The following is a 25,287-nucleotide window of genomic DNA, read 5'->3' on the forward strand; positions in this document are numbered from 1 at the left end:
CCTTGGCACCAGGAACCGATGAAGGACGTGGGAGGCCGCGATAGTCCCCGGGGAGTCGTCAACCAGGCTTTGATCCGGGGGTTTCCGAATGGGGAAACCCGGCAGTCGTCATGGGCTGTCACCCTTGCCTGAACACATAGGGCAAGTGGAGGGAACGAGGGGAAGTGAAACATCTCAGTACCCTCAGGAAGAGAAAACAACCGTGATTCCGGGAGTAGTGGCGAGCGAAACCGGATGAGGCCAAACCGTATGCGTGTGAGACCCGGCAGGGGTTGCGTGTGCGGGGTTGTGGGATCTCTCTTCTACGGTCTGCCGGCCGTGGGGCGAGTTATAAACCGTTGATGTAGACGAAGGACATGCGAAAGGTCCGGCGTAGAGGGTAAGACCCCCGTAGTTGAAATGTCAGCGGCTTGCTTGAGAGACACCCAAGTAGCACGGGGCCCGAGAAATCCCGTGTGAATCTGGCGGGACCACCCGCTAAGCCTAAATATTCCCTGGTGACCGATAGCGGATAGTACCGTGAGGGAATGGTGAAAAGTACCCCGGGAGGGGAGTGAAATAGTACCTGAAACCGTGTGCCTACAAGCCGTGGGAGCGTCGGAAGCACTTCGGTGCTTCTCGTGACTGCGTGCCTTTTGAAGAATGAGCCTGCGAGTTTGCGGTGTGTTGCGAGGTTAACCCGTGTGGGGAAGCCGTAGCGAAAGCGAGTCCGAATAGGGCGGTTGAGTAGCACGCTCAAGACCCGAAGCGGAGTGATCTAGCCATGGGCAGGTTGAAGCGGAGGTAAGACTTCGTGGAGGACCGAACCCACCAGGGTTGAAAACCTGGGGGATGACCTGTGGTTAGGGGTGAAAGGCCAATCAAACTCCGTGATAGCTGGTTCTCCCCGAAATGCATTTAGGTGCAGCGTCGTGTGTTTCTTGCCGGAGGTAGAGCACTGGATAGGCGATGGGCCCTACCGGGTTACTGACCTTAGCCAAACTCCGAATGCCGGTAAGTGAGAGCGCGGCAGTGAGACTGTGGGGGATAAGCTCCATGGTCGAGAGGGAAACAGCCCAGAGCATCGACTAAGGCCCCTAAGCGTACGCTAAGTGGGAAAGGATGTGGAGTCGCACAGACAACCAGGAGGTTGGCTTAGAAGCAGCCACCCTTGAAAGAGTGCGTAATAGCTCACTGGTCTAGTGATTCCGCGCCGACAATGTAGCGGGGCTCAAGCGTACCGCCGAAGTCGTGTCATTCACACAATAGCCCCAACGGGTGTGTGGATGGGTAGGGGAGCGTCGTCTGCCGGGTGAAGCAGCACCGGAAGGTAGTTGTGGACGGTTGACGAGTGAGAATGCAGGCATGAGTAGCGATTCACACGTGAGAAACGTGTGCGCCGATTGACTAAGGGTTCCTGGGTCAAGCTGATCTGCCCAGGGTAAGTCGGGACCTAAGGCGAGGCCGACAGGCGTAGTCGATGGATAACCGGTTGATATTCCGGTACCCGCTGTGAAGCGTCAAACATCGAGCATCGTGATGCTAAGGCCGTGAAGCCGCCCCGGAGCCTTCGGGCAAAGGGGAGTGGTGGAGCCGCCGGACCAAGCGGTTAGTAGGTGAGTGATGGGGTGACGCAGGAAGGTAGTCCATCCCGGGCGGTGGTTGTCCCGGGGTAAGGGTGTAGGCCGCAAGGTAGGTAAATCCGCCTTGCATAACGGCTGAGACCTGATGCCGAGCCGATTGTGGTGAAGTGGATGATCCTATGCTGTCGAGAAAAGCCTCTAGCGAGTTTCATGGCGGCCCGTACCCTAAACCGACTCAGGTGGTCAGGTAGAGAATACCGAGGCGTTCGGGTGAACTATGGTTAAGGAACTCGGCAAAATGCCCCCGTAACTTCGGGAGAAGGGGGGCCACACCTGGTGACGATCTTTACGGTCTGAGCTGGGGGTGGCCGCAGAGACCAGCGAGAAGCGACTGTTTACTAAAAACACAGGTCCGTGCGAAGCCGTAAGGCGATGTATACGGACTGACGCCTGCCCGGTGCTGGAACGTTAAGGGGACCGGTTAGCTTGGATTCGTCCAGGCGAAGCTGAGAACTTAAGCGCCAGTAAACGGCGGTGGTAACTATAACCATCCTAAGGTAGCGAAATTCCTTGTCGGGTAAGTTCCGACCTGCACGAATGGCGTAACGACTTCTCGACTGTCTCAACCATAGGCCCGGTGAAATTGCACTACGAGTAAAGATGCTCGTTTCGCGCAGCAGGACGGAAAGACCCCGGGACCTTTACTACAGTTTGATATTGGTGTTCGGTTCGGCTTGTGTAGGATAGCTGGGAGACTGTGAAGCTCATACGCCAGTGTGGGTGGAGTCGTCGTTGAAATACCAGTCTGGTCGTGCTGGATGTCTAACCTGGGTCCGTGATCCGGATCAGGGACAGTGTCTGATGGGTAGTTTAACTGGGGCGGTTGCCTCCTAAAGGGTAACGGAGGCGCCCAAAGGTTCCCTCAGCCTGGTTGGTAATCAGGTGTTGAGTGTAAGTGCACAAGGGAGCTTGACTGTGAGACCGACGGGTCGAGCAGGGACGAAAGTCGGGACTAGTGATCCGGCGGTGGCTTGTGGAAGCGCCGTCGCTCAACGGATAAAAGGTACCCCGGGGATAACAGGCTGATCTTCCCCAAGAGTCCATATCGACGGGATGGTTTGGCACCTCGATGTCGGCTCGTCGCATCCTGGGGCTGGAGTCGGTCCCAAGGGTTGGGCTGTTCGCCCATTAAAGCGGTACGCGAGCTGGGTTTAGAACGTCGTGAGACAGTTCGGTCCCTATCCGCTGTGCGCGTAGGAGTCTTGAGAAGGGCTGTCCCTAGTACGAGAGGACCGGGACGGACGAACCTCTGGTGTGCCAGTTGTTCTGCCAAGGGCATGGCTGGTTGGCTACGTTCGGGAGGGATAACCGCTGAAAGCATCTAAGCGGGAAGCCTGCTTCGAGATGAGGACTCCCACCCACTTGATGGGGTAAGGCTCCCAGTAGACGACTGGGTTGATAGGCCGGATCTGGAAGCCAGGTGACTGGTGGAGGTGACCGGTACTAATAGGCCGAGGGCTTGTCCTCAGTTGCTCGCGTCCACTGTGTTAGTTCTGAGGCAACGAACAGTTGCCGGTAAGAGCTGAACGCATAACTACAAAGTGTGCTTGTTCGCTCGAAACCATTAGGGTTTCGGTGGTCATAGCGTAGGGGAAACGCCCGGTTACATATCGAACCCGGAAGCTAAGCCTTACAGCGCCGATGGTACTGCAGGGGGGACCCTGTGGGAGAGTAGGACGCCGCCGAACAATCTTTGGAGGACCCTTGGTCCCAGCGTTCAGCTGGGACCAAGGGTCCTTTTGTTTTTACAATGTTTGCGGTACCGAAGACAGGAGTCACCATGTCCACCAACTCTCCCGACGACCGACCGGAGCGCGACCAGCGGCGACGGGACAGTGGGGACCGGGGCGACCGCGGCGGCTACCGCGGCGGTTTCCGCCGCGATGACCGCCGTGACGACCGCCCCTCGTACGGGCGTCGTGACGACAACCGTGGCGACCGAGGTGGGTTCCGTCGTGACGACCGTCGCGATGACAACCGTGGCGGTGACAACCGCGGTGGCGGCTACGGCCGCCGTGACGACCGTCCCTCGTACGGGCGTTGTGACGACGAGCGGTCCTCGCGGCCGGGTTTCCAGCGTGACGACCGTGACCGTGGTCCCCGTCGTGACGACCGTGGTGGGCGTCCGGGTGGCTTCCGTCGTGACGACCGCCGCGATGAGCGTCCCTCGTTCCGTCGCGACGACGACCGTCCGTCCTACCGTCGCGATGACGACCGGGGCGGCGACCGCGGCGGTTTCCGCCGCGATGACCGTCCCTCGTACGACCGCCGTGACGACCGCCGTGACGACAACCGTGGTGGCGGCTACGGCCGGCGTGACGACCGCCCCTCGTACGGGCGTCGTGACGACAACCGTGGCGACCGAGGTGGGTTCCGTCGTGACGACCGTCGCGATGACAACCGTGGCGGTGACAACCGCGGTGGCGGCTACGGCCGCCGTGACGACCGTCCCTCGTACGGGCGTCGTGACGACGAGCGGTCCTCGCGGCCGGGTTTCCAGCGTGACGACCGTGACCGTGGTCCCCGTCGTGACGACCGTGGTGGGCGTCCGGGTGGCTTCCGTCGTGACGACCGCCGTGATGAGCGTCCCTCGTTCCGTCGCGACGACGACCGTCCGTCCTACCGTCGCGATGACGACCGGGGCGGCGACCGCGGCGGTTTCCGCCGCGATGACCGTCCCTCGTACGACCGCCGTGACGACCGCCGTGACGACAACCGTGGTGGCGGCTACGGCCGGCGTGATGACCGCCCCTCGTACGGCCGCCGTGACGACAACCGTGGCGGTGGCTACGGCCGGCGTGACGACCGCCGTGACGACCGCCGCGAGGGCGACCGTTCCTCGCGGCCGGGTTTCCAGCGCGACGACCGCGACCGTGGTCCCCGTCGTGACGACCGTGGTGGGCGTCCCGGTGGCTTCCGTGGGCGGGACGGCCGGGGCGACGACCGCCGGAGCGACGACCGCCGTGGCGGTGGCCGCTTCCGTGACGAGCGGGACCGCGACCGGGACCGTCACCACGACCGGGAGCCGATCAAGCGGCTGCCGATCCCGGAGGACGTCACCGGCGACGAGATCGACAAGGACGTCCGGCAGGAGCTCCAGAGCCTGCCCAAGACGCTCGCGGAGGATGTCGCCCGCAACCTGGTGATGGTCGCGCGGCTCATCGACGAGGACCCCGAGGGTGCCTACGGCTACTCCAAGGTGGCCCTGCGCCTGGCGTCGCGCGTGGCCGCCGTACGCGAGGCCGCCGGTTTCGCGGCGTACGCGAACCAGAAGTACAGCGAGGCCCTCGCCGAGTTCCGCGCCGCCCGCCGGATGACCGGCAGTGTGGAGCTGTGGCCGGTGATGGCCGACTGCGAGCGTGGGCTCGGGCGGCCGGAGAAGGCGCTGGACATGGCCGGCGCCCCCGAGGTGCACAAGCTCGACAAGGCCGGTCAGGTCGAGATGCGGCTCGTCGCGGCCGGTGCCCGGCGTGACATGGACCAGCTGGACGCGGCCATCGTGACCCTCCAGAGCTCCGAGCTGGCCTCCAACTCCATCCAGCCGTGGACCGCGCGTCTGCGCTACGCCTACGCCGACGCACTGCTCGCGGCCGGCCGCGAGGGCGAGGCGCGGGAGTGGTTCGCGAAGGCCGTCGAGGCTGACCGGGACGGCAGCACCGACGCCTCCGACCGGCTCGCCGAGATGGACGGCGTGGAGTTCGTGGACGCTCTGGACGAGAACGAGGACGACGCCGTCGAGGCAGAAGCCGAGACCGAGGCCGTCGAGACCGCCGACGCCAAGGCGGACAGCGACAGCGACCGCGACGACGACCGCGACGACGAGAGCGACAAGGACTGACGCCCGTCAGTGCTGGAGAAGGGGGCAGGTTCCCGGCGGAACCTGCCCCCTTTCGCATGCTTGGAGCCGCGCCGGATCAGATCTCCAGCGCCCGCAGCACCAGCCCCGACGCCGGCTTGGGCCCGAACGACGTCGACTTGCGCGGCATGGTCACGCCCTGCCGGGCCAGATCGCGCACGACCTCCTCGCGCACCGGGTGCATCAGCACGGCCGTACCGCCGTCGTGTTCGGCCTTCGCCACGGTCGCGGCCGTGTCGTGGATGTAGGCGATGTGCGCCGGGGAGTCCTCGGGGATGCGCCAGACGTGTTCCAGCAAGGTGGCGTGCAGGACCGTGGCGTCCAGGGAGCGCCAGGCGGCCGGGCGCTCCGCCGGGATGGTGCGGGCCAGCAAGGCAGGGTCCGGGCGGTCGAGTAGGTGGAACGCGCCGTCACCGGCCAGCAGGAAGGCGTTGCCCGCGCAGGACGCGTCCGCCAGCGCCGCCTGCGCCTCGGCCAGCGGGACACCGAGGCGCCGTACCCGGAACAGGCCGTCCACGGCGGCGAGCGCGTCCGCGACCGGCAGGCCGTGTAGCAGCCGGTGGATGGCGCGCACGCGCAACGGGTAGCGGGCCGTGTCGACCAGCAGGACCAGGCCGTAGTCCCAGGGGCCGGGGGCCGGCTGCTCGTCGCGCAGCCGCAGATAGGTGGCCCAGCGGTGGTGGCCGTCGGCGATCAGCGCCTGCTGGTGGGACAGGTCGGACTGGATGCGCTGGACGTCGGTGGCGTCCGTGATCGCCCACAGGCGGTGCCGGAAGCCGTCCTCGGTGGTCGTGGTCAGCAGCGGCGGTTTCTCCGCGGTGCGCTCCACGACCTCCGCGGCCGTGCCGTCGCCGCGGTAGGTCAGCAGCAGCGGTTCCAGGTTGGCGCGGGTGGCGCGCATCAGGGCGGCGCGTTCGGCGACCACCGGCGGCATGACGCCCTCGTGCGGCAGCACCACGCCCTCGGCCGGCTCGGAGACCCGCAGCGTCCCGATGACGCCGCGCTGGAGCATGCCGTCGCCGTCGCTCTGCTCGTACACGTACAGGGCGGGTTCTGGGTCCGCGGTGAGAATGCCTTCGGCCAGCCAGCGGCGCAGGGTGTCGGCGGCCTGCCCGGTGCGTTCGCTGGGCGTGTGGGCCTCGGGGAGGATCAGCCGGACGATGTTGTGGGGGTCCGCCGACTGGAGATGGTGCACCCCGTCGGGCCGTACCACGACGTCGTACGGCGGCGAGGTGACGGAGGCGAGGCTGCCGACCCGGTCGGGGTCGTATCGAAGGCCGCGGAACGGGGTGAGTTCCAGGCCCCGGCGCGCCATTGCTTCCGAGTGACCTGCATTGTCCATCCCGGCATCGTATGTCAGTGGCATGCGGGATGATCGGGGTAAGCGAGCGAACGAGGAGCGATGCGGATATGAGCGACGGTGTCAGGACCGTGCCCGACGGCAGTGAGCGGCCCCTGAGCGAGGCGTACGACACGGCGCTGCTCGACCTCGACGGGGTGGTGTACGCGGGCGGACACGCGATCGCGCACGCCGTCGACTCGCTGGAGCGGGCCAGGGCGGGCGGGATGCACCTGGCGTATGTCACGAACAACGCGCTGCGCACGCCGGAAGCGGTCGCCGAGCACCTGACCGAGCTGGGGATACCGGCGGCGGCCGGGGACGTCGTCACTTCGGCGCAGGCGGTGGCGCGGCTGATCGCGGAGCAGGTGCCCGCCGGGGCGCGGGTGCTGGTGATCGGCGGGGAGGGACTGCGGGCGGCGCTGCGCGAGCGGGGCCTGGTGCCGGTGGAGTCGGCGGACGACGATCCGGCGGCGGTCGTGCAGGGGTACGGCGGGCCCGAGCTGACCTGGGGCCGGTTCGCGGAGGCGTCGTACGCGGTGGCGCGCGGGGTGCCGTGGTTCGCGTCGAACACCGATCTGACGATTCCGAGCGGGCGCGGGATCGCGCCGGGCAACGGGGCGGCGGTGGAGGTCGTCCGGATCGCGACGGGCAAGGAGCCGCAGGTGGCGGGCAAGCCGCTGCCGCCCATGCACCGGGAGACGATCATCCGGACCGGCGCGGAGCGGCCACTGGTGGTGGGGGACCGGCTGGACACCGACATCGAGGGCGCGTTCAACGGCGGGGTGGACTCGCTGCTGGTGCTGACCGGCGTCACCGACGGGGCCCAGCTGCTGGCGGCGACGCCTCGGCACCGGCCGACGTATGTGGACGCGGATCTGCGCGGACTGCTCACCGGGCAGCCGGAAATCACCCGAGAGGGTGAGGGGTTCCGGTGCGGCGGGTGGACGGCGACGGCCGGGTCCGACCGGCTGGAGCTGAGCGGCGACGGCGAGGCCCTGGACGGCCTGCGGGCGCTGTGCGCGGCGGCGTGGACGACGGCCGGAGAGGACTCTTGCGAACTGGACGGGGGGAAAGCCCTGGCACGCCTCGGCCTGTGACCGGCCTTCATATCGACGGCGGGCCGGGAAGCGCCGGCGGCGGAATCGGCAACACGGGGGCGGCGCCCTTCGCGCCGCCGGCGGCGGCCCTCGCCGCCTCGGCGGCCGTCACGTTGGCGTCGGCTTTCGCGTCGGCGGCAGTCGGCGGTGGCTGTCGCGGCACCGGCGGTCACCGTCGCCCTCGGCGGCTTTCAGGTCGGCGTCGGCTTTCGCGTCGGCGGCAGTCGATGGTGGCTGTCGTGGCACCGGCGGTCGCCGTCTCCCTCGGCGGTTGTCACGTCGGCGGCAGCCTTCGCAGCCTCGGCGGCTGTCACCTCGGCGTCGGCTCTCGCCTCAACGGCAGTCGACGGTGGTCGTCGCAACGCCCCGGCCGTCCTCGCCTCGGCGGCGGTCTTCGCGACACCAGCGCGCCCACCCAGCCGCCGCCCTCCCAGCCACCGCCCTCACATCGGCGCGGGCGCGGCTCTCCGCGATGCCGGGTCGGCGGCGGGCGGGTCCTCGCGGTATCGCGTGCCCTCTGGGACATCGAACGGGGCACCGTACGCCACTCGATGCCCACGCAGCATCGAATCGATGCCCAGGGGAACGCGATTCGGTACCCGAGTGAACTCGACTCAGCGCCCAGGGGAGCTCGACCCGATGGGAGGATAGGCTAACCTAACCTCGTGTTGGTCGACAGTCCTCCGGAACCCCGCGCGGCGACCGCCCCCGCGCCCCCAACTCGCCGGGCGATACGGCCCCTTGGGCTGCTGCTCTCGGTCGTGCTCCTGTTGCTGGTCGCCGTGGCGAGCCTCGCGATCGGGGCGAAGGGGCTCTCCCTGGCGCAGGTCTGGCACGGCCTGTTCCACGACTCGGGGACGTACGGCGACGTCGTCGTGGACGAGCGGCTCGCGCGCACCGTGCTCGGGCTGCTGGCCGGCGCCGCGCTCGGCCTGTCCGGCGCGGTGCTCCAGGCGCTCACCCGCAATCCGCTGGCCGACCCCGGACTGCTCGGCATCAACGCCGGCGCCTCGGCGGCCGTGGTCACCGCCATCTCCTTCCTCGGCGTCACCAGCCTGACCGGCTATGTGTGGTTCGCCTTCCTCGGCGCCGCCGCGGTGGGCGCACTGGTCTGGTTCCTCGGCGGCAGCAGAGGCGCCACCCCGGTCCGCCTCGCCCTCGCCGGAACGGCGATCAGCGCCGCCCTGTACGGCTATCTCCAGGCCGTGATGATCATGGACGACGCGGCGCTCGGCCGGATGCGGTTCTGGACCGTGGGCTCGCTGGCCTCGGCGAGCGAGTCGACCATCGTGCAGGTGCTGCCTTTCCTGGCGGCGGGCAGCCTGCTCGCGCTCGCGCTGGCCCGGCCGCTGAACGCCGTGACGATGGGCGACGACACCGCCCGCGCCCTCGGCGCCCACCTCAACCGCACCCGCGCCCTGGCCATGCTCGCCGCCACCGTGCTGTGCGGTGCCGCGACCGCCGCCTGCGGGCCCATCGTCTTCGTCGGTCTGATGGTCCCGCACGCGGTGCGCTCCTTCACCGGCCCCGACCTGCGCTGGATCCTGCCGTACGCCGCCGTCCTGTCGCCCGTGCTGCTGCTGGGCGCCGACGTGATCGGCCGTGTCGTGGCCCGTCCCGCGGAGCTCCAGGTCGGCATCGTCACCGCGGTCATCGGCGGCCCGGTGTTCATCTTTCTGGTACGACGACGGAGGACGGCCCAGCTGTGAGGACACACCCCAGGAGCCGTGCCGTACGCGTTCCCGGCGGGCTGTCGGTGCGCCTGGACCCGCGGGCGCTGATCGTCGTCGTCCTGCTGCTCCTCGCCGCGCTGGCCGCCGGTGTCGCGCTGATCGGCACCGGCGACGCGAAGATCCCCGCCGCCGACGTGCTCAGGACGCTCGCCGGGAACGGCAACGCCTACCAGGACTTCATCGTCCGCGAACTGCGCCTGCCCCGCGTCCTCGTCGGGCTGCTGGTCGGCGCCTCGCTCGGGCTCGGCGGCGCGCTGTTCCAGTCCGTCTCCCGCAACCCGCTGGGCAGCCCGGACGTGCTGGGACTGTCCCAGGGGGCGACGGCGGGCGCACTGGTGGTGATCGTGCTGTTGTCCGGCAGCGCCGCCGAGGTCACCCTCGGCGCGCTGATCGGCGGACTGGTGACCGGGCTCGCCATCTATCTGCTCGCCTGGAAGCAGGGGGTGCACGGGTACCGGCTCGTCCTGGTCGGCATCGGCGTCAGCGCCGTCGTCACCGCCGTCAACGGCTATCTGCTCACCAAGGCCGATCTGGTGGACGCGGCCCGCGCGGTCGTATGGATGACCGGCTCGCTCGACGGCCGCGACTGGGACCAGGTCTGGCCGCTGCTCGGGCTGTGCGCCGTCCTGCTGCCGCTGGTCCTCGCCCATGGCCGGGGCCTGCGGATGCTGGAGATGGGCGACGACACCGCGGGCGCCCTCGGCGTGCCGGTGCAGCGGGTGCGGCTGGTGCTGATGGTCAGCGCCGTGCTGCTCACCGCGGCCGCCACCGCCGCCGCCGGCCCGGTCAGCTTCGTCGCCCTCACCGCCCCCCAGCTCGCCCGCCGGCTCACCCGCTCGCCGGGCCCCAACCTGGTGGCCTCCCTGTGCATGGGCGCCGCCCTCCTCGTCACCGCCGACTGGGCCTCGCAGCGTCTCTTCGGCGCGGGGCGGCTGCCGGTCGGCGTGGTCACCGGCGTCCTCGGCGGCGGCTATCTGCTGTGGCTGCTGGTCACCGAGCGCCGGGCGGGCCGGATATGAGCGCCGGACCGAAGACGAGCGCCGCCGGCACCAACCTTCCAAGGAGCACTGTGAACCGCCTGTCCGCCGAGCACGTCACCCTCGCCTACGACCAGCGGGTCATCGCCGAGCAGCTGTCGGTGGAGATCCCCGACCAGTCCTTCACGGTGATCGTCGGGCCGAACGCGTGCGGCAAGTCGACGCTGCTGCGGGCGCTGTCCCGGATGCTGAAGCCCAGCCAGGGCAAGGTCCTCCTGGACGGGCAGGCCATCCAGTCGCTGCCCGCCAAGCAGGTCGCCCGCACCCTCGGCCTGCTCCCGCAGTCGGCCGTCGCGCCGGACGGCATCACCGTCGCCGACCTGGTCGGCCGGGGCCGCTATCCGCACCAGGGCCTGCTGCGCCAGTGGTCCGCCGAGGACGAGCGGGTCGTCCAGGAGTCGATGCGGCAGACCGGGGTGCACGGGCTGGCCGAGCGGTACGTGGACGAGCTCTCCGGCGGGCAGCGGCAGCGGGTGTGGATCGCCATGGCGCTCGCCCAGCAGACCCCGCTGCTGCTCCTGGACGAGCCCACCACCTACCTCGACATCCAGCACCAGATCGACGTCCTCGACCTGTGCGCCGAACTGCACGAGACCCAGGGCCGGACCCTGGTCGCCGTCCTGCACGACCTCAACCACGCGGCCCGCTACGCCACCCACCTGATCGCCCTGCGCGGCGGCGAGGTGATCGCCGAGGGCGCGCCGAACGACATCGTCACGGCCGACCTGGTGGAGCGGGTGTTCGGGCTGAAGTGCCAGGTCATCGAGGACCCGGAGACGGGGACCCCGCTGGTGGTGCCCGCCGCCCGCAAGGCCCGCGCTCAGCGGGTCACAGCAGCTTCCTGAGCCGGAACAGATCCAGCAGGCTCGCCTCCAGCCGCACCCGGCCCTTGCCCCAGGCGGTCGCGAAGTGCAGCCCGCCGTCCACCAGGGCCAGCAGGTCGTCACCGGCCATCGCCAGCCGGATCTGCGCCCGCTCGCGCGGGGGTCCGGGCAGGGTCTCGTCCACCTCCAGGCGGCCCCCGGTCATCCGGCCGGCGAAGGTGACGTCCAGGTCGGTGATGTGGCAACTCACCGTGCGTTCGAGCGCGGCGGCATCCCGGGCGTCGCCCTCGGCGCCCCTCATGTTGTCCGAAAGCTTGCGCAGTGCGGTGCGGCACTCGTCGATCGTGGCCATCGCCACCGACGGTACCCCAGCGGTTCGATGTAGCGTCTGGGCATGAGCGAGTCCGTGTCCGAGGCCGAGATCGCGGGAATCCCCGGTACCGCCGAGCGGCCCGAGCCCCCGGCCGAGTCCCACGCGGCACCCGAACCGGCGGACGCCCCCGCGGCCCCCGCCCCCCTGGACCTCCCGCGCACCCCCACCGGCGACGCCGCGGTGGACGCCCGGCTGGAGCGGCTGGCCGATGCCGACCACCTCGCCACCGACGGTCATGTCGAGGTGTACGAGGATGTACACCGGGGGCTGCGCGAGGCGCTGACCGCGCTCGACGCCCGTCCGGGACCTCCGGCGCCCCCGAGGCCGTACGAAAGCAGGAGCTGAACCGAACGTGGCAGGAGTCGCACGCCGTCGTCTGGACGCGGAGCTGGTCCGCCGGAAGCTCGCGCGCTCGCGTGAGCACGCCAGCCAGCTGATCGCCGCCGGGCGGGTCACCGTCGGCAAGACCGTGGCGACCAAGCCGGCCACCCAGGTGGAGACCGCCGCCGCGATCGTGGTGCAGGCCGACGACAGCGACCCCGAGTACGTCTCCCGCGGCGGTCACAAGCTCGCCGGCGCGCTCGCGGCCTTCGTGCCGCGGGGGCTGGTGGTCGAGGGCCGGCGCGCGCTGGACGCCGGCGCCTCCACCGGCGGCTTCACCGATGTCCTGCTGCGCGCGGGCGCCGCCCATGTCGTCGCCGTGGACGTCGGCTACGGGCAGCTCGCGTGGTCGTTGCAGAGCGATGCGCGGGTCACCGTCAAGGACCGGACGAACGTACGGGAGTTGACGCTCGACGCGATCGACGGGGAACCTGTGGATCTCGTCGTCGGCGATCTGTCCTTCATCCCGCTCGGGCTGGTGCTGCCCGCCCTGAAGCGGTGCGTGAAGGAGGACGCCGACCTCGTGATGATGGTCAAACCGCAGTTCGAGGTCGGCAAGGAACGACTCGGCAGCGGGGGTGTCGTACGGAGTCCGCAGCTGCGGGCGGAGGCCGTGCGCGGGGTGGCCGAGAAGGCCTGGGAGCTGGGGCTCGGGGTGCGGGGCGTCACCGCGAGTCCGCTGCCGGGACCCTCGGGCAATGTCGAGTACTTCCTGTGGCTGCGGTCCGGCGCCCCCCGCCTGGACCCGGCCGATGTCGAGCGTGCAGTGGCGGAGGGGCCGCGTTGACACAGAACCTGGCGCGTACTGTTTTCCTGCTGGCCCACACCGGGCGGCCGGCGGCGATCCGCAGCGCGGAACTCGTCGTCAAGGGCCTGCTCAGGCATGGCATCGGTGTGCGGGTGCTGGAGGAGGAGGCGCGTGATCTGCCGCTCCCGGACGAGGTGGAGCTGGAGCGGGAGGCGACCCCGGCATGCCTCGACGGCTGCGAGCTGCTGATCGTGCTCGGCGGCGACGGGACGCTGCTGCGGGGCGCGGAGTTCGCCCGCGCGTCCGGGGTGCCGATGCTCGGCGTCAACCTGGGGCGCGTGGGATTCCTCGCGGAGGCGGAACGCGATGACCTCGATCGGGTGGTCGACCGGGTGGTGGAGCGGTCGTACGAGGTCGAGGAGCGGATGACCGTCGATGTGGTGGTGCACCGCAACGGGGACATCGTGCACACCGACTGGGCGCTGAACGAGGCGGCCGTGCAGAAGGCCGGCGCGGAGAAGCTGCTGGAGGTCGTGCTGGAGATCGACGGCCGGCCGGTGACGGGGTTCGGCTGCGACGGGGTGGTGCTGTCCACGCCGACCGGCTCCACGGCGTACGCGTTCTCCGCCGGGGGACCGGTGGTGTGGCCCGAGGTGGAGGCGCTGCTGATGGTGCCGATCAGCGCGCACGCCCTGTTCGCGAAGCCGCTGGTCACATCGCCCAACTCGGTGCTCGCGGTGGAGGTGCTGCCGCATGTCCCGCCGGGGGTGCTGTGGTGCGACGGGCGGCGCACGATCGAGTTGCCGCCGGGGGCGCGGGTGGAGGTGCGGCGGGGGGCGGTGCCGGTGCGGCTGGCCCGGCTGCATCATTCCTCGTTCACCGACAGGCTGGTCGCGAAGTTCGCCCTGCCGACGACGGGGTGGCGGGGCGCGCACTAGCGAGTGACATGGGTGGGGCATGTGCGCGCGCCGCCCCGGACCTCGTATGGTCTGTTCCGTGTTGGAGGAGATGCGGATACGGTCGCTCGGGGTCATCGACGATGCCGTCGTCGAGCTGTCGCCGGGGTTCACCGCGGTCACCGGTGAGACGGGTGCGGGCAAGACCATGGTGGTCACCAGCCTGGGGCTGCTGCTCGGTGGGCGGGCCGACCCGGCGCTCGTGCGGATAGGGGCGGGCAAGGCGGTCGTGGAGGGGCGGATCTCCGTGCCCGCGGACGCCGCCGCCGTCGTACGCGCCGAGGAGGCCGGGGCCGAGCTGGACGACGGTGCCCTGCTGATCAGCCGTACCGTCTCCGCCGAGGGCCGCTCGCGGGCCCACCTGGGCGGGCGCAGCGTGCCCGTCGGGCTGCTCGCCGAGCTGGCCGACGACCTGGTGGCCGTGCACGGGCAGACCGACCAGCAGGGGCTGCTGAAGCTGTCCCGGCAGCGCGCCGCCCTCGACCGGTACGCGGGCGACGCGGTCGCCGTGCCGCTCGCCAAATACGGCGCGGCCTACCGGCGGCTGCGGGCCGTCGCCGGCGAACTGGACGAGATCACCACGCGGGCACGGGAGCGGGCGCAGGAGGCCGACATGCTCCGCTACGGCCTCGACGAGATCGCCGCCGTGGAGCCGCAGCCCGGCGAGGACGCGGAGCTGGCCGGGGAGGCCGAGCGGCTCGGGCACGCGGAGGCGCTGTCGTCCGCCGCGACGGCCGCGCACGCCGCGCTCGCGGGCAACCCCGAGGACCCCGAGTCCATCGACGCCCAGGCCCTCGTCGCGGGGGCCCACCGGGCCCTGGAGGCCGTGCGCGCCCACGACCCGGCGCTGGCCGCGCTCGCCGAGCGGATCGGCGAGATCGGGATCCTGCTCGGCGATGTGGCCGGCGAGCTGGCCGGATACGCCGACGACCTGGACGCCGACCCGCTGCGCCTCGCCGCGGTCGAGGAACGCCGGGCCGCCCTCAACGCCCTGACCCGCAAGTACGGCGACGACGTGAACGCCGTGCTCGCGTGGGCCGAGCAGAGCGCCGCGCGGCTGACCGAGCTGGACGGCGACGACGAGCGGATCGCGGAGCTGACCGCCGAGCGGGACGCGCTCAGCGCCGAACTGGGCGGGCTCGCGCAGGCGTTGACCGACGCCCGCACCGAGGCCGCCGAGCGGTTCGCCGCCGCGGTGACCGCCGAGCTGGCCTCGCTGGCCATGCCGCACGCGCGCGTCTCCTTTGACATCCGCCAGACCGAGGACCCCGACGGCGTCGAGGTCGGCGGACGGAGGGTCGCCTACGGCCCCTCGGGCGTGGACGAGGTCGAGCTGCTGCTCGCCCCGCATCCGGGCGCCCCGCCGCGGCCCATCGCCAAGGGCGCCTCCGGCGGTGAGCTGTCGCGGGTGATGCTCGCGGTGGAGGTCGTCTTCGCGGGCACCGACCCGGTGCCGACGTACCTGTTCGACGAGGTCGACGCGGGCGTCGGCGGCAAGGCCGCGGTCGAGATCGGCCGCCGCCTCGCCAAGCTCGCCAGGAACGCCCAGGTCGTCGTCGTCACCCACCTGCCCCAGGTCGCCGCCTTCGCGGACCGGCAGCTGCTGGTGGAGAAGACCGACGACGGCTCCGTGACCCGCTCCGGCGTGAAGGTCCTGGAGGGCGAGGACCGCATCCGTGAACTCTCCCGCATGCTCGCGGGGCAGGAGGACTCGGAGACCGCCCGCGCCCACGCGGAGGAACTGCTGGCGACGGCACGGGCGGACCAGTAGCGGAACTCGCGGGCCGGGAGCGGGACTTAGGGTGTCGGGATGACCAACGGCACCCGGAAGTCCCGCTCTTTCCTGCTGTCCGCCGCGCTCACCCGGACCGGCTACGCCCTGCTGCGCGCAAACCGGGCGGGCGCTCCCGCCCGTTGGGAGCGGACCAACTACGCGGGCCGTACCGTCGAGCTGTACGCCGGGCCCGCGACCGCGATCGGTACGGCGCTCGCGGCCGCGCGGGTGCACCCCGGAGCCGGGCTCGCCGTGCTGGCGGCCGGGGCCTGCGGGGCCTACGACGACGTGGCGGGCGACCACCGCCGAGGCTTCCGGGCCCACCTCGGCGCCCTGCGCGACGGCGAGGTCACCAGCGGCGCGGTCAAGTTGCTCGGCATATCCGCGGCCGCCCTCGCCGCGGGCGCGCTGCTGCGGGAACGGCCGCTGGACCGGCTCCTCGCCGGAGTCGTCATCGCGGGCGCCGCGCACTGCGTGAACCTGGTCGACGTACGACCGGGACGCGCGCTCGGCGCGGTGCTCGCGCTCGGTGCACCGGCGCTGCTGCGCCAGGGACCGGGCGGGGAACTGGCCGCCGTCGCGATGGGCGGCGCGGCGGTGGTGCTGCGCGAGGACGCCGGTGAGCGGACGATGCTGGGGGACACGGGGGCGCACGCGCTCGGCGCCGCGCTGGGGGCGGCCGTGGTGGCGGGCAGCGGGCGCGCGGGACTGCTCGCGGGCGCCGTCGCCGTCGTGGCGGCCACCGTCCGCGGGGACCGCGTCACCGGGTGGGCGCGGTCGCTGTGACGGTCTGACCTCGGGGGACACCGGAAGGCTCCTGTCACCTCAGGACGGGCACCCTTCACCCGTGTGAGTGATGTGCTCCGGCGCATTGCCCCCGGCCCGCCGCCCCGTGCGCCCGCCCGGTATTGCCCCGACGGCCCTGCCTGCTGGCATGCTGGACGGGGACGCCGACCGCGCGGGAGGCGCGCGGGGCACATCCCGCCGCCCCCGTGCGCCCGCTACTTTCTGTACGTTGCCTCGTGACCCGCCCCACGCCGAACCAGGAGCCCGGCCTCGTGAGCCCGCTGAGCAGCAACGCACCGCACGGCCGGCCGCCGCTGCGCACCGTGCAGGTGCTGGGCGGGGGCGATGCCGACGGGAGCGCGCATGTGCGCTCCCTGACCGCCGGGCTGGTCGCCCGCGGCGTGCGGGTCACGGTGTGCGCCCCCGTCGAGGCCGACCGCGCCTACGACTTCGCCGGGACCGGCGCCGGCCACATCCATGTGCCGCGCAGCAGCGACCCCGCCGCGGTGGCCGCGCTCCGGGCGGCCTGCACCGACGCGGACGTGGTGCACGCGCACGGACTGCACGCCTCCTTCCGGACCGTCCTCGCGCTCGGCGGGCGCACCACCCCGCTGGTCGTCACCTGGCACAACCGGGCGTACGCCGAGGGCGCGCGGGCCCATCTGCTGCGCCTGCTGGAACGGCGCGTGGCCCGCTCCGCGACCGTGGTCCTCGGCACCAGCCCGGACCTGGTGGACCGCGCCCGCGGCACCGGCGCGCGGGACGCCCGGCTCGCCGCCGTGACCCTGCCCCGCCGCCCCCGCCCCGCGGCCGGTTCCGACGACCCCGACCGGCGGCGGCCCAAGGCCCGCGCCGAACTCGGCGCCATCGGCCGCCCGTTGCTCCTCGCCGCCGGCCCCCTCGAACGGCACCGCGGCCACGAGACCCTGCTGGACGCGGCCCGCGCCTGGCGGGACCTGGACCCGGCGCCGCTGGTCGTCGTCGCGGGGGAGGGCCCGCTGCGGCCGCTGCTCCAGCGGCGCATCGAGGCCGAGCGGCTTCCGGTACGGCTCCTCGGCGACCGCGAGGACCTGCCCGAACTGCTCGGCGCCGCCGATCTGGCACTGCTGACCAGCCGCCGGGAGTCCCGCCCCGCCTTCGCCCAGGAGGCGCTGTACGCGGGCGTCCCCCTGGTCGCCACCCGCGTCGGCGGCATCCCCGACCTGGTGGGCGACGCCGCCGAACTCGTGCCGTACGGCGACCCGTCGGCCCTCGCGGACACCGTCGGACGGCTGCTCGCCGACCCGGCACGGCGCGAGCTGCTGCGCGAGAAGGGCGTACGGCAGGCGGCCGGCTGGCCGAGCGAGGACGAGACGGTCGCCCAAGTGCTCAGCGTCTACGACGAGTTGACACGGCCACTCATTCTCTGAGGGCACCGGTCTGCTACGGAAGTCCCTCTCCGACCGCGGCAGGATCCGCCTCCGCGTCGAGGTCGTGCCCACCGTCCTAAGGCGCGTGGCGGCGGGCCCGCAGGGCGAGGCTCAGTGCCAGGACGGTCTGCGGGTCGTCGAGGTCGGTGCCCAGCAACTCGCCGATGCGGGCGAGGCGGTTGTACAGCGTCTGCCGGTTCAGATGGAGTTCGCGGGCGGTCTCCGCCTTGCGGCCCGCGTGCGCGAGGTACGTCTCCAGGGTGGGCAGCAGGGGCGGCTTGGAGCGCCGGTCGTGGTCGCGCAGCGGGCCGATCGCCCGGTCCACGAAGGCCGCGAGGTCCGGATGGTCGCGCAGCCGCCACAGCAGCAGGTCGATGTCCAGGCGCCGGGCGTCGTACCACGGACGGTCGGTCAGCCCCTGCGCGGCCGTCGCCGTCTCCGCCGCGTGCCGCAGCCCCGCCGAGACCGCCGCCCAGCCGCCCGCCATGCCCACGACCACCACCGGCGGGGGAGTGCCCGTCCGCCGCATCCCGGCACGCTCGACCCCCGCCCGCAGCGCCGCCGCCACCCGGTCCGCGACCGCCGTGCGCTCCGACTCCGCGCGCAGCCCGAGCAGCACCAGCACCCGGCCCTCCACGGGTCGCACGCCCAGCAGCACCGGCACGCCCACCGCGGCCAGCTCCTCGGAGACCGCGCGGGCGAGCACCGCCCAGCCCCCGCCGGGGGAGAGGGGGTCGCCGACCCGCATCACGACCGGCAGCAGCGGGCCGGCGCCGGGCTTGAAGCCGAGCACCCGGGCCTGGGCGGGCGCGTCCTGGGCGGAGACACGGCCCTCGGCGAGATCGGTGAGGAAGTCGCCGCGCCCCCGCGCCGCCAGCTCCTCCTCCTGCCGGGCCTGCATCAGCACCACGGCCAGGATGCCCGCGGCCCGCTCCGCGGCGATCCGGTGCACCGGCGACAGCGGCGAGCGCACCGGCAGCAGCACCAGGCGGGCGCGCACCGAACCCGCCGTACCGGGGCCGCCGCCCGGCACGTCCACCAGGACCGAACCGGCGGGCGGCGGCGCGTTCTTGTGCGGGCCGCGCAGCCCCTCCCACACCTGGAGCGGGTCCGCGCCCTCGGGCCCCTCGCCGGCCGCGTACAGCAGCCGGCCGTCGGCGGTCTCCAGGAACACCGGATTGCCGCTGAACCCGGCGAGGATGCCCAGCACCTGCGGCACCCCGCCGCCGCCCAGCAGCGCCTCGGTACAGCGCCGGTGCACCTCCTCGGCGCGCTGGAGCAGCGCGTAGTGCCCGTTGACGATCTCGGTGTGGATCTCCTCGGTGACCGCCACGAACGGCACCTCGCGGTGCAGCTGCACCAGCGGCAGATCGGCCGCGCGCGCGGTGTCCACCAGCGCGGCCGGCAGCCGGCTGAAGCGCGGGCCCAGCTCCACCACCAGCGCGGCGATCCCGCGCTCGGCCAGCGTGCGCACGAACGCCCGCTGCTCGGCCGGCCGGGTGCCCAGGCCGTAGCCGGTGGTGAGCAGCAGCTCGCCGCCCTTGAGCAGCGAGGCGATGTTCGGCACCTCGCCCGCGTGCACCCAGCGCACGGTACGGCCGAGCCGGTCCGCGCCCGCGACGATCTCCGGCAGCCCGCTGCGCAGTCCCGGCAGCTCCAGTGCCCGCTGAACGGTGATGCCCGCGCCGTGGGTGTCGGCCCTGCTGTCCGTACCGCTGTCCATGCAGCGGACGCTACCTGCGAAAACGCCTCACGAACATCTCCGCGTGCGGCCGAGTGCTACACCGGCCTGATGTTGTGGTTGAACCGGAAGACGTTGTCGGGATCCCAGCGCCGCTTCACCTTCTCCAGGCGCAGTGTGTTCCCCGCGCCCAGGCCCGCCCGGACCCGCTCGGGGCCCTCGTCACCGATGAAGTTCAGATACACGTCCCCCGTGCTCCAGGGCCGCACGGCCGCGCACACCTCGCGCACCCAGCCGGCGCACCGGTCGTCGTCGGCCGGGTCCCTCCAGAGGGCGAACGGGTGCACGGCCCAGGGCGCGTTCCGGTAGGACACCGGGTAGGCGCCCGGACGGGCCGCGACCGCCCGGCCCTGCGGGAGCAGTGCGAGCTGGGCGCGGGTCGGGGCGGGCATGGCCTCGCCGAGGGCGCAGTAGACGTCCACCGCGTCGTCCGGCAGCGCGCCGAGGTACTCCGCGGACCCGTGGCCGCGCAGCCCGGCCGGGGCGTCGAGCAGGCACTGCGCCTCGGCGTACGGCAGCGCGGCCACGACCCCCCCGCTCGTGCGGCAGCGCCGCCAGCGGTCCGGCGAGCCTGCGCAGTTCCTCCTCGGCGCCCGCGTGGGTCAGCAGCGCCAGGCACAGCCGCCGGCCCACCAGCTCGGGCGGTACGAAGTCCGCGGGCGGGCCGGTCAGATAGAGCACCGCGCCGCCGAGCGCGCCGGGCCCGGTGTCCAGGATCTCCCGGAAGGCGCGCACCGCCGGCGGCCCGTACCCCGGCAGGAACAGCAGCAACGCCACGCAGAACAGCGGGAGTTCATGCAGTTCCAGGGTGAACGCGGTGGCGACGCCGAAGTTGCCGCCGCCGCCGTGCAGCGCCCAGAACAGCTCCGGGTCGTCGTCGGCGCTCGCGTGCACCCGCTCGGCGTCCGCCGACACCAGCTCCACCCCGATCAGGTTGTCCACGGCCGGCCCGAACGCGCGCTCCAGCCAGCCGGAGCCGCCGCCGAGGACGAACCCGCCGATCCCCGTGGTGGAGGCCCGGCCCCCGGTCGTCGCCAGCGCGTACGGCTGTGTCGCTCGGTCCAGCTCGCTCATCGTGGCCCCGCCCTCGATCCGCACCGCCCGCGCGGCCGGGTCGACGGTGACCGCGCGCATCCGGCGCAGGTCCACCACGAGCGCGCCGTCCCCGAGCGCGGCGCCCGCCACGCTGTGCCCGCCGCCGCGCACCGCGACGGGCAGATCCAGCTCCCGCGCGAAGCGCACCGCGCGGACGACGTCGGCCGTGTGCGCGCACTGCGCGATCACGGCCGGGCGCCGGTCCACCATCGCGTTGAACACGGCACGGGCGGCGTCGTAACCGGGGTCCTCCGGGGCGAGGACATCGCCGGCCAGGTCCTCGCGGAGGGCGTCGAGGGCGGCACGGGCCCTGGAGCGGGACACCATGGCAGCCCCCTTCCGGAAAGGGGGGATTCGTCCGCTTTCAGCCTAGGGTGTCTAGCCCCCGTACGCCCCCGACGCCGTCAGTCGCAGGGCCGTGTCGATCAGCGGCACATGGCTGAACGCCTGCGGGAAGTTGCCCACCTGGCGCTTGAGGCGGGGGTCCCATTCCTCGGCGAGCAGTCCGAGGTCGTTGCGCAGCGCGAGCAGCTTCTCGAACAGCTTGCGGGCCTCGTCGACGCGGCCGATCATCGCGAGGTCGTCGGCCATCCAGAACGAGCAGGCGAGGAACGCGCCCTCGTCGCCGGGCAGGCCGTCGACGCCCTCGGACTGGCCCTCGGTGGGGTAGCGCAGGATGAAGCCGTCGGAGGTGGACAGCTCCCGCTGGATCGCCTCGATGGTGCCGATCACCCGCTTGTCGTCCGGCGGCAGGAAGCCCATCTGCGGGATGAGCAGCAGGGAGGCGTCCAGCTCCTGGGAGCCGTAGGACTGGGTGAAGGTGTTGCGCTCCTTGTCGTAGCCCTTCTCGCACACGTCCCGGTGGATGTCGTCGCGCAGCTCGCGCCAGCGCTCCAGCGGGCCGTCCGCGTCCCCGGACTCGATCAGCTTGATGGTGCGGTCCACCGCGACCCAGGCCATCACCTTGGAGTGCACGAAGTGCCGGCGCGGGCCGCGCACCTCCCAGATGCCCTCGTCCGGCTCCTGCCAGTGGTCCTCCAGGTAGCGGATCAGTTTCAGCTGGAGCAGCGACGCGTAGTCGTTGCGGGCGAGACCGGTCATGTGGGCCAGGTGCAGGGCCTCGGTGACCTCGCCGTAGACATCGAGCTGGAGCTGGTGGGCGGCGCCGTTGCCGACCCGGACCGGGGCCGAGTGCTCGTAGCCCGGCAGCCAGTCCAGCTCGGCCTCGCCCAGCTCGCGCTCGCCCGCGATGCCGTACATGATCTGGAGGTTCTCCGGGTCGCCCGCGACCGCGCGCAGCAGCCACTCGCGCCAGGCGCGGGCCTCCTCGCGGTAGCCGGTGCGCAGCAGCGAGGACAGGGTGATCGCGGCGTCACGCAGCCAGGTGTAGCGGTAGTCCCAGTTGCGCACGCCCCCGATGTCCTCGGGCAGGGAGGTGGTGGGGGCCGCGACGATGCCGCCGGTGGGGGCGTACGTCAGCGCCTTGAGGGTGATCAGCGAGCGGATCACGGCCTCCCGGTACGGCCCGTGGTACGTGCACTGCTCGACCCAGTCGCGCCAGAAGCTCTCCGTCGCCTCCAGCGACTGCTCCGGCTCCGGCAGGGCGGGCGGCACCTTGTGCGAGGGCTCCCAGGAGATCGTGAACGCGATCCGGTCACCCGGCGCGACCGTGAAGTCCGCGTAGGTCGTCAGGGACTTCCCGTAGGTCTCGACCTCCGTGTCGAACCACACCGAGTCGGGCCCGGCGACGGCGACCGTGCGGCCCTCGTGCTTGTGCACCCAGGGCACGACCCGGCCGTAGGAGAACCGCATCCGCAGCGCCGAGCGCATCGGCACCCGGCCGGTGACGCCCTCCACGATCCGGATCAGCTGGGGCGCGCCGTCACGCGGGGGCATGAAATCGGTCACGCGGACCGTGCCGCGCGGGGTGTCCCACTCCGATTCCAGGATCAGCGAGTCGCCCCGGTAGCCCCGGCGGGCCGCCGTGGGCGGCTGGGTGTCGGCCGCGTGCGCCGGGCCGAGCCGCCAGAAGCCGTGCTCCTCGGTGCCCAGCAGGCCGGCGAAGATGGCATGCGAGTCGAAGCGGGGCAGGCACAGCCAGTCCACCGTGCCGTCCCGGCAGACCAGTGCGGCGGTCTGCATGTCTCCGATGAGTGCGTAGTCTTCGATGCGCCCGGCCACGTGCAACTCCAGTCGAACGGCCACGTCACCCCCGCGCGAGGGGGCTGTCGCTAGTGCGGTCAAGGGGTCGTTTTTGTGCGTCGTTGAGCGATGAAGCAAAGCAGTCCGCCGAGCCCTGAGGCAAAACGACAGTCTTTGCTCAACGAACTGCCGCGCTCTCGTTGTTCCGGGTGATCCAGGCGGGGGTGTGCCGTCGTCCGGCCGGGCCCGGCAGTGAATGTCCGAGCAGGATACGACGCACCCACATGATCCGCGTGCCGCTCCGGGCAACCCGTGTGAGCCGAACGGGTGACCCCCCGGTGATGATCGTGTGTGCCCCGCGGGTCTGTGCTGATGCCTGAGGCGCCTGGGGGAGCCGTGGCGCCGTACCTCTGTGGTGCGGGCCGGTGCGAACGGCGCCGCCCGCGACCCCGTGCCGAAGGTGGCCGAAAGTCGACGCATCCGTGTACGGAGCGTGGCCGGAAGCCATCCCCTCCGGGCGCTGATACCCTGGTAGCCCGTGGACCGGTGGGCCCGAAACCCCCGAACCGCAGCGACGGCACCCTCGGAGTGATCCGGGACGTACAGCCGCACCGCACGACAGCCAGCGACCACGGGAGCCCCCTCTTGGCCATGCCGCCCAAATCCACGACGACCAAGCACATCTTCGTCACCGGGGGCGTCGCCTCCTCGCTCGGCAAGGGCCTCACCGCCTCCAGCCTGGGCATGCTGCTCAAGGCCCGCGGACTGCGCGTCGTGATGCAGAAGCTCGACCCGTACCTGAACGTCGATCCGGGCACGATGAACCCCTTCCAGCACGGTGAGGTGTTCGTCACCAACGACGGCGCCGAGACCGACCTGGACATCGGCCACTACGAGCGCTTCCTCGACCGCGACCTCGACGGCTCGGCCAACGTCACCACCGGCCAGGTCTACTCGACGGTGATCGCCAAGGAGCGCCGCGGCGAGTACCTGGGCGACACCGTGCAGGTCATCCCGCACATCACCAACGAGATCAAGCACCGCATCCGGCGCATGGCCACCGACGCGGTGGACGTCGTCATCACCGAGGTCGGCGGCACCGTCGGCGACATCGAGTCGCTGCCCTTCCTGGAGACCGTCCGCCAGGTCCGCCACGAGGTGGGCCGGGACAACGTCTTCGTGGTGCACATCTCCCTGCTGCCCTACATCGGCCCCTCCGGCGAGCTGAAGACCAAGCCGACCCAGCACTCGGTGGCCGCGCTGCGCAACATCGGTATCCAGCCGGACGCCATCGTGCTGCGCTGTGACCGCGAGGTCCCCACCGCCATCAAGCGCAAGATCTCGCTGATGTGCGACGTGGACGAGGCCGCGGTCGTCGCCTGCCCGGACGCCCGTTCGATCTACGACATCCCGAAGGTCGTGCACGCCGAGGGCCTGGACGCCTACGTCGTGCGCAAGCTGGACCTGCCCTTCCGGGACGTGGACTGGACGACCTGGGACGACCTGCTGGACCGCGTCCACAACCCCGACCACGAGGTCACCCTCGCCCTGGTCGGCAAGTACATCGACCTGCCCGACGCCTATCTGTCGGTGACCGAGGCGCTGCGCGCCGGCGGCTTCGCCAACCGCGCCCGCGTCAAGATCAAGTGGGTCACCTCGGACGACTGCAAGACCCCGGCCGGCGCCAAGGCGCAGCTCGCCGGCGTCGACGGCATCTGCATTCCGGGCGGCTTCGGCGACCGCGGCGTGCTCGGCAAGGTCGGCGCCATCCGCTACGCCCGCGAGAACAAGGTCCCGCTGCTCGGCCTCTGCCTGGGCCTTCAGTGCATCGTGATCGAGGCCGCGCGCAACCTCGCCGAGATCGCCGACGCCAACTCCACCGAGTTCGACCCGGCCACCGCCCACCCGGTCATCTCCACCATGGCCGAGCAGCTGGACATCGTGGCCGGCGAGGGCGACATGGGCGGCACCATGCGCCTGGGCATGTACCCGGCCAAGCTGGCCGAGGGCTCCATCGTGCGCGAGGTGTACGACGGCAAGGAGTACGTCGAGGAGCGCCACCGCCACCGCTACGAGGTGAACAACGCCTACCGCGCGGAGCTGGAGAAGAAGGCCGGCATCCAGTTCTCCGGCACCTCCCCGGACGGCAAGCTCGTGGAGTACGTCGAGTACCCGCGCGATGTGCACCCCTACCTGGTCGCCACCCAGGCGCACCCGGAGCTGCGCTCGCGTCCGACCCGCCCGCACCCCCTCTTCGCCGGTCTGGTGAAGGCGGCCGTCGAGCGGAAGATCGGCAAGTAGCCCAGCGGTTGTACGGTGGCCGGGGCGCGCGCATCCGAACGGAGCGTGCCCCGGCCATCCGCGCACTTTG

Annotated in this window: 16 protein-coding genes, 2 rRNA genes and 1 pseudogene (1 of these 19 cut by a window edge); 14 read left to right on the top strand and 5 right to left on the bottom strand. The window is 71.4% G+C overall.

From position 1 onward, the window contains the following. The 3 genes from ACE4Q9_RS25980 to ACE4Q9_RS25990 form a co-directional block, all read left to right on the top strand. A 23S ribosomal RNA gene (locus ACE4Q9_RS25980) occupies positions 1-3,089 on the top strand; it begins 30 nt to the left of the window's first position. Between the two features lie 104 nt (positions 3,090-3,193). After that, positions 3,194-3,310: ribosomal RNA gene (rrf, locus tag ACE4Q9_RS25985) — 5S ribosomal RNA — on the top strand. Positions 3,311-4,659: 1,349 nt separating this feature from the next. Then, positions 4,660-5,460: a hypothetical protein gene (locus ACE4Q9_RS25990; protein WP_397987330.1), complete on the top strand. Its 801-nt coding sequence runs from the start codon at positions 4,660-4,662 to the stop codon at positions 5,458-5,460. Between the two features lie 76 nt (positions 5,461-5,536). Here ACE4Q9_RS25990 and ACE4Q9_RS25995 read toward each other — a convergent pair whose 3' ends face one another. After that, on the bottom strand, positions 5,537-6,820 hold the full coding sequence (locus ACE4Q9_RS25995) for a DUF1015 domain-containing protein (RefSeq protein WP_397986647.1): 1,284 nt from the start codon (positions 6,818-6,820) through the stop codon (positions 5,537-5,539). Between the two features lie 68 nt (positions 6,821-6,888). On the opposite strand from ACE4Q9_RS25995, the gene ACE4Q9_RS26000 reads away from it, so the two are divergent. From ACE4Q9_RS26000 to ACE4Q9_RS26015, 4 genes are all read left to right on the top strand, one after another. After that, the gene (locus tag ACE4Q9_RS26000; RefSeq protein WP_397986648.1) at positions 6,889-7,917 is read left to right on the top strand and encodes an HAD-IIA family hydrolase; all 1,029 of its coding nucleotides are present in this window, start codon (positions 6,889-6,891) and stop codon (positions 7,915-7,917) included. Between the two features lie 665 nt (positions 7,918-8,582). Continuing rightward, the gene (locus ACE4Q9_RS26005; protein ID WP_397986649.1) at positions 8,583-9,626 is read left to right on the top strand and encodes a FecCD family ABC transporter permease; all 1,044 of its coding nucleotides are present in this window, start codon (positions 8,583-8,585) and stop codon (positions 9,624-9,626) included. Beyond that, a complete protein-coding gene (locus ACE4Q9_RS26010) occupies positions 9,623-10,669 on the top strand; it encodes a FecCD family ABC transporter permease (RefSeq protein WP_397986650.1) in 1,047 nt (348 codons plus the stop codon). Before ACE4Q9_RS26005 ends, ACE4Q9_RS26010 begins: the two co-directional genes overlap by 4 nt. Beyond that, positions 10,666-11,532, top strand: a complete 867-nt coding sequence (locus ACE4Q9_RS26015; RefSeq protein WP_397986651.1) for an ABC transporter ATP-binding protein — start codon at positions 10,666-10,668, stop codon at positions 11,530-11,532. The genes ACE4Q9_RS26010 and ACE4Q9_RS26015 overlap by 4 nt, the downstream gene beginning before the upstream one ends. On the opposite strand, the gene ACE4Q9_RS26020 is transcribed toward ACE4Q9_RS26015, so the two are convergent. Continuing rightward, a complete protein-coding gene (locus ACE4Q9_RS26020) occupies positions 11,516-11,863 on the bottom strand; it encodes a sterol-binding protein (RefSeq protein WP_397986652.1) in 348 nt (115 codons plus the stop codon). The two genes, ACE4Q9_RS26015 and ACE4Q9_RS26020, sit on opposite strands and share 17 nt — an antisense overlap. 42 nt (positions 11,864-11,905) lie before the next feature. Between ACE4Q9_RS26020 and ACE4Q9_RS26025 the strand changes: the two genes are divergently transcribed. The 6 genes from ACE4Q9_RS26025 (at position 11,906) to ACE4Q9_RS26050 (ending at position 17,938) form a co-directional block, all read left to right on the top strand. Then, positions 11,906-12,229 (top strand): hypothetical protein, encoded by a 324-nt coding sequence (locus ACE4Q9_RS26025; RefSeq protein ID WP_397986653.1) that lies wholly within the window; start codon positions 11,906-11,908, stop codon positions 12,227-12,229. Positions 12,230-12,236: 7 nt separating this feature from the next. Then, entirely contained in the window at positions 12,237-13,052 is an 816-nt protein-coding gene (locus tag ACE4Q9_RS26030) for a TlyA family RNA methyltransferase (RefSeq protein WP_397986654.1), read from the top strand. Beyond that, positions 13,049-13,951, top strand: a complete 903-nt coding sequence (locus tag ACE4Q9_RS26035; protein ID WP_397986655.1) for an NAD kinase — start codon at positions 13,049-13,051, stop codon at positions 13,949-13,951. Before ACE4Q9_RS26030 ends, ACE4Q9_RS26035 begins: the two co-directional genes overlap by 4 nt. A 46-nt stretch (positions 13,952-13,997) precedes the next feature. Next, positions 13,998-15,740 (top strand): DNA repair protein RecN, encoded by a 1,743-nt coding sequence (gene recN / locus ACE4Q9_RS26040; RefSeq protein ID WP_397986656.1) that lies wholly within the window; start codon positions 13,998-14,000, stop codon positions 15,738-15,740. Positions 15,741-15,779: 39 nt separating this feature from the next. Further along, a complete protein-coding gene (locus ACE4Q9_RS26045; RefSeq protein WP_397986657.1) occupies positions 15,780-16,529 on the top strand; it encodes a hypothetical protein in 750 nt (249 codons plus the stop codon). Between the two features lie 272 nt (positions 16,530-16,801). Continuing rightward, positions 16,802-17,938 carry a glycosyltransferase family 4 protein gene (locus ACE4Q9_RS26050; protein ID WP_397986658.1) on the top strand — a complete coding sequence of 379 codons (1,137 nt, stop codon included), beginning with the start codon at positions 16,802-16,804 and terminating at the stop codon, positions 17,936-17,938. A 76-nt stretch (positions 17,939-18,014) separates the two neighbouring features. On the opposite strand, the gene ACE4Q9_RS26055 is transcribed toward ACE4Q9_RS26050, so the two are convergent. The 3 genes and pseudogenes from ACE4Q9_RS26055 to ACE4Q9_RS26065 form a co-directional block, all read right to left on the bottom strand. Beyond that, positions 18,015-19,661 (bottom strand): PucR family transcriptional regulator, encoded by a 1,647-nt coding sequence (locus ACE4Q9_RS26055; protein ID WP_397986659.1) that lies wholly within the window; start codon positions 19,659-19,661, stop codon positions 18,015-18,017. 56 nt (positions 19,662-19,717) lie between these two features. Next, positions 19,718-21,101: pseudogene (locus ACE4Q9_RS26060) on the bottom strand (FAD-binding oxidoreductase). A gap of 51 nt (positions 21,102-21,152) precedes the next feature. Further along, positions 21,153-22,955 (bottom strand): glycoside hydrolase family 15 protein, encoded by a 1,803-nt coding sequence (locus ACE4Q9_RS26065; RefSeq protein ID WP_397987331.1) that lies wholly within the window; start codon positions 22,953-22,955, stop codon positions 21,153-21,155. Between the two features lie 612 nt (positions 22,956-23,567). On the opposite strand from ACE4Q9_RS26065, the gene ACE4Q9_RS26070 reads away from it, so the two are divergent. Then, on the top strand, positions 23,568-25,217 hold the full coding sequence (locus ACE4Q9_RS26070) for a CTP synthase (RefSeq protein WP_397986660.1): 1,650 nt from the start codon (positions 23,568-23,570) through the stop codon (positions 25,215-25,217). The last annotated feature ends 70 nt before the right edge of the window (positions 25,218-25,287 follow it).

Origin of the sequence: Streptomyces sp. AM6-12 (genome assembly GCF_044327085.1) — a bacterium.
Classification (GTDB): Bacteria; Actinomycetota; Actinomycetes; order Streptomycetales; family Streptomycetaceae; genus Streptomyces.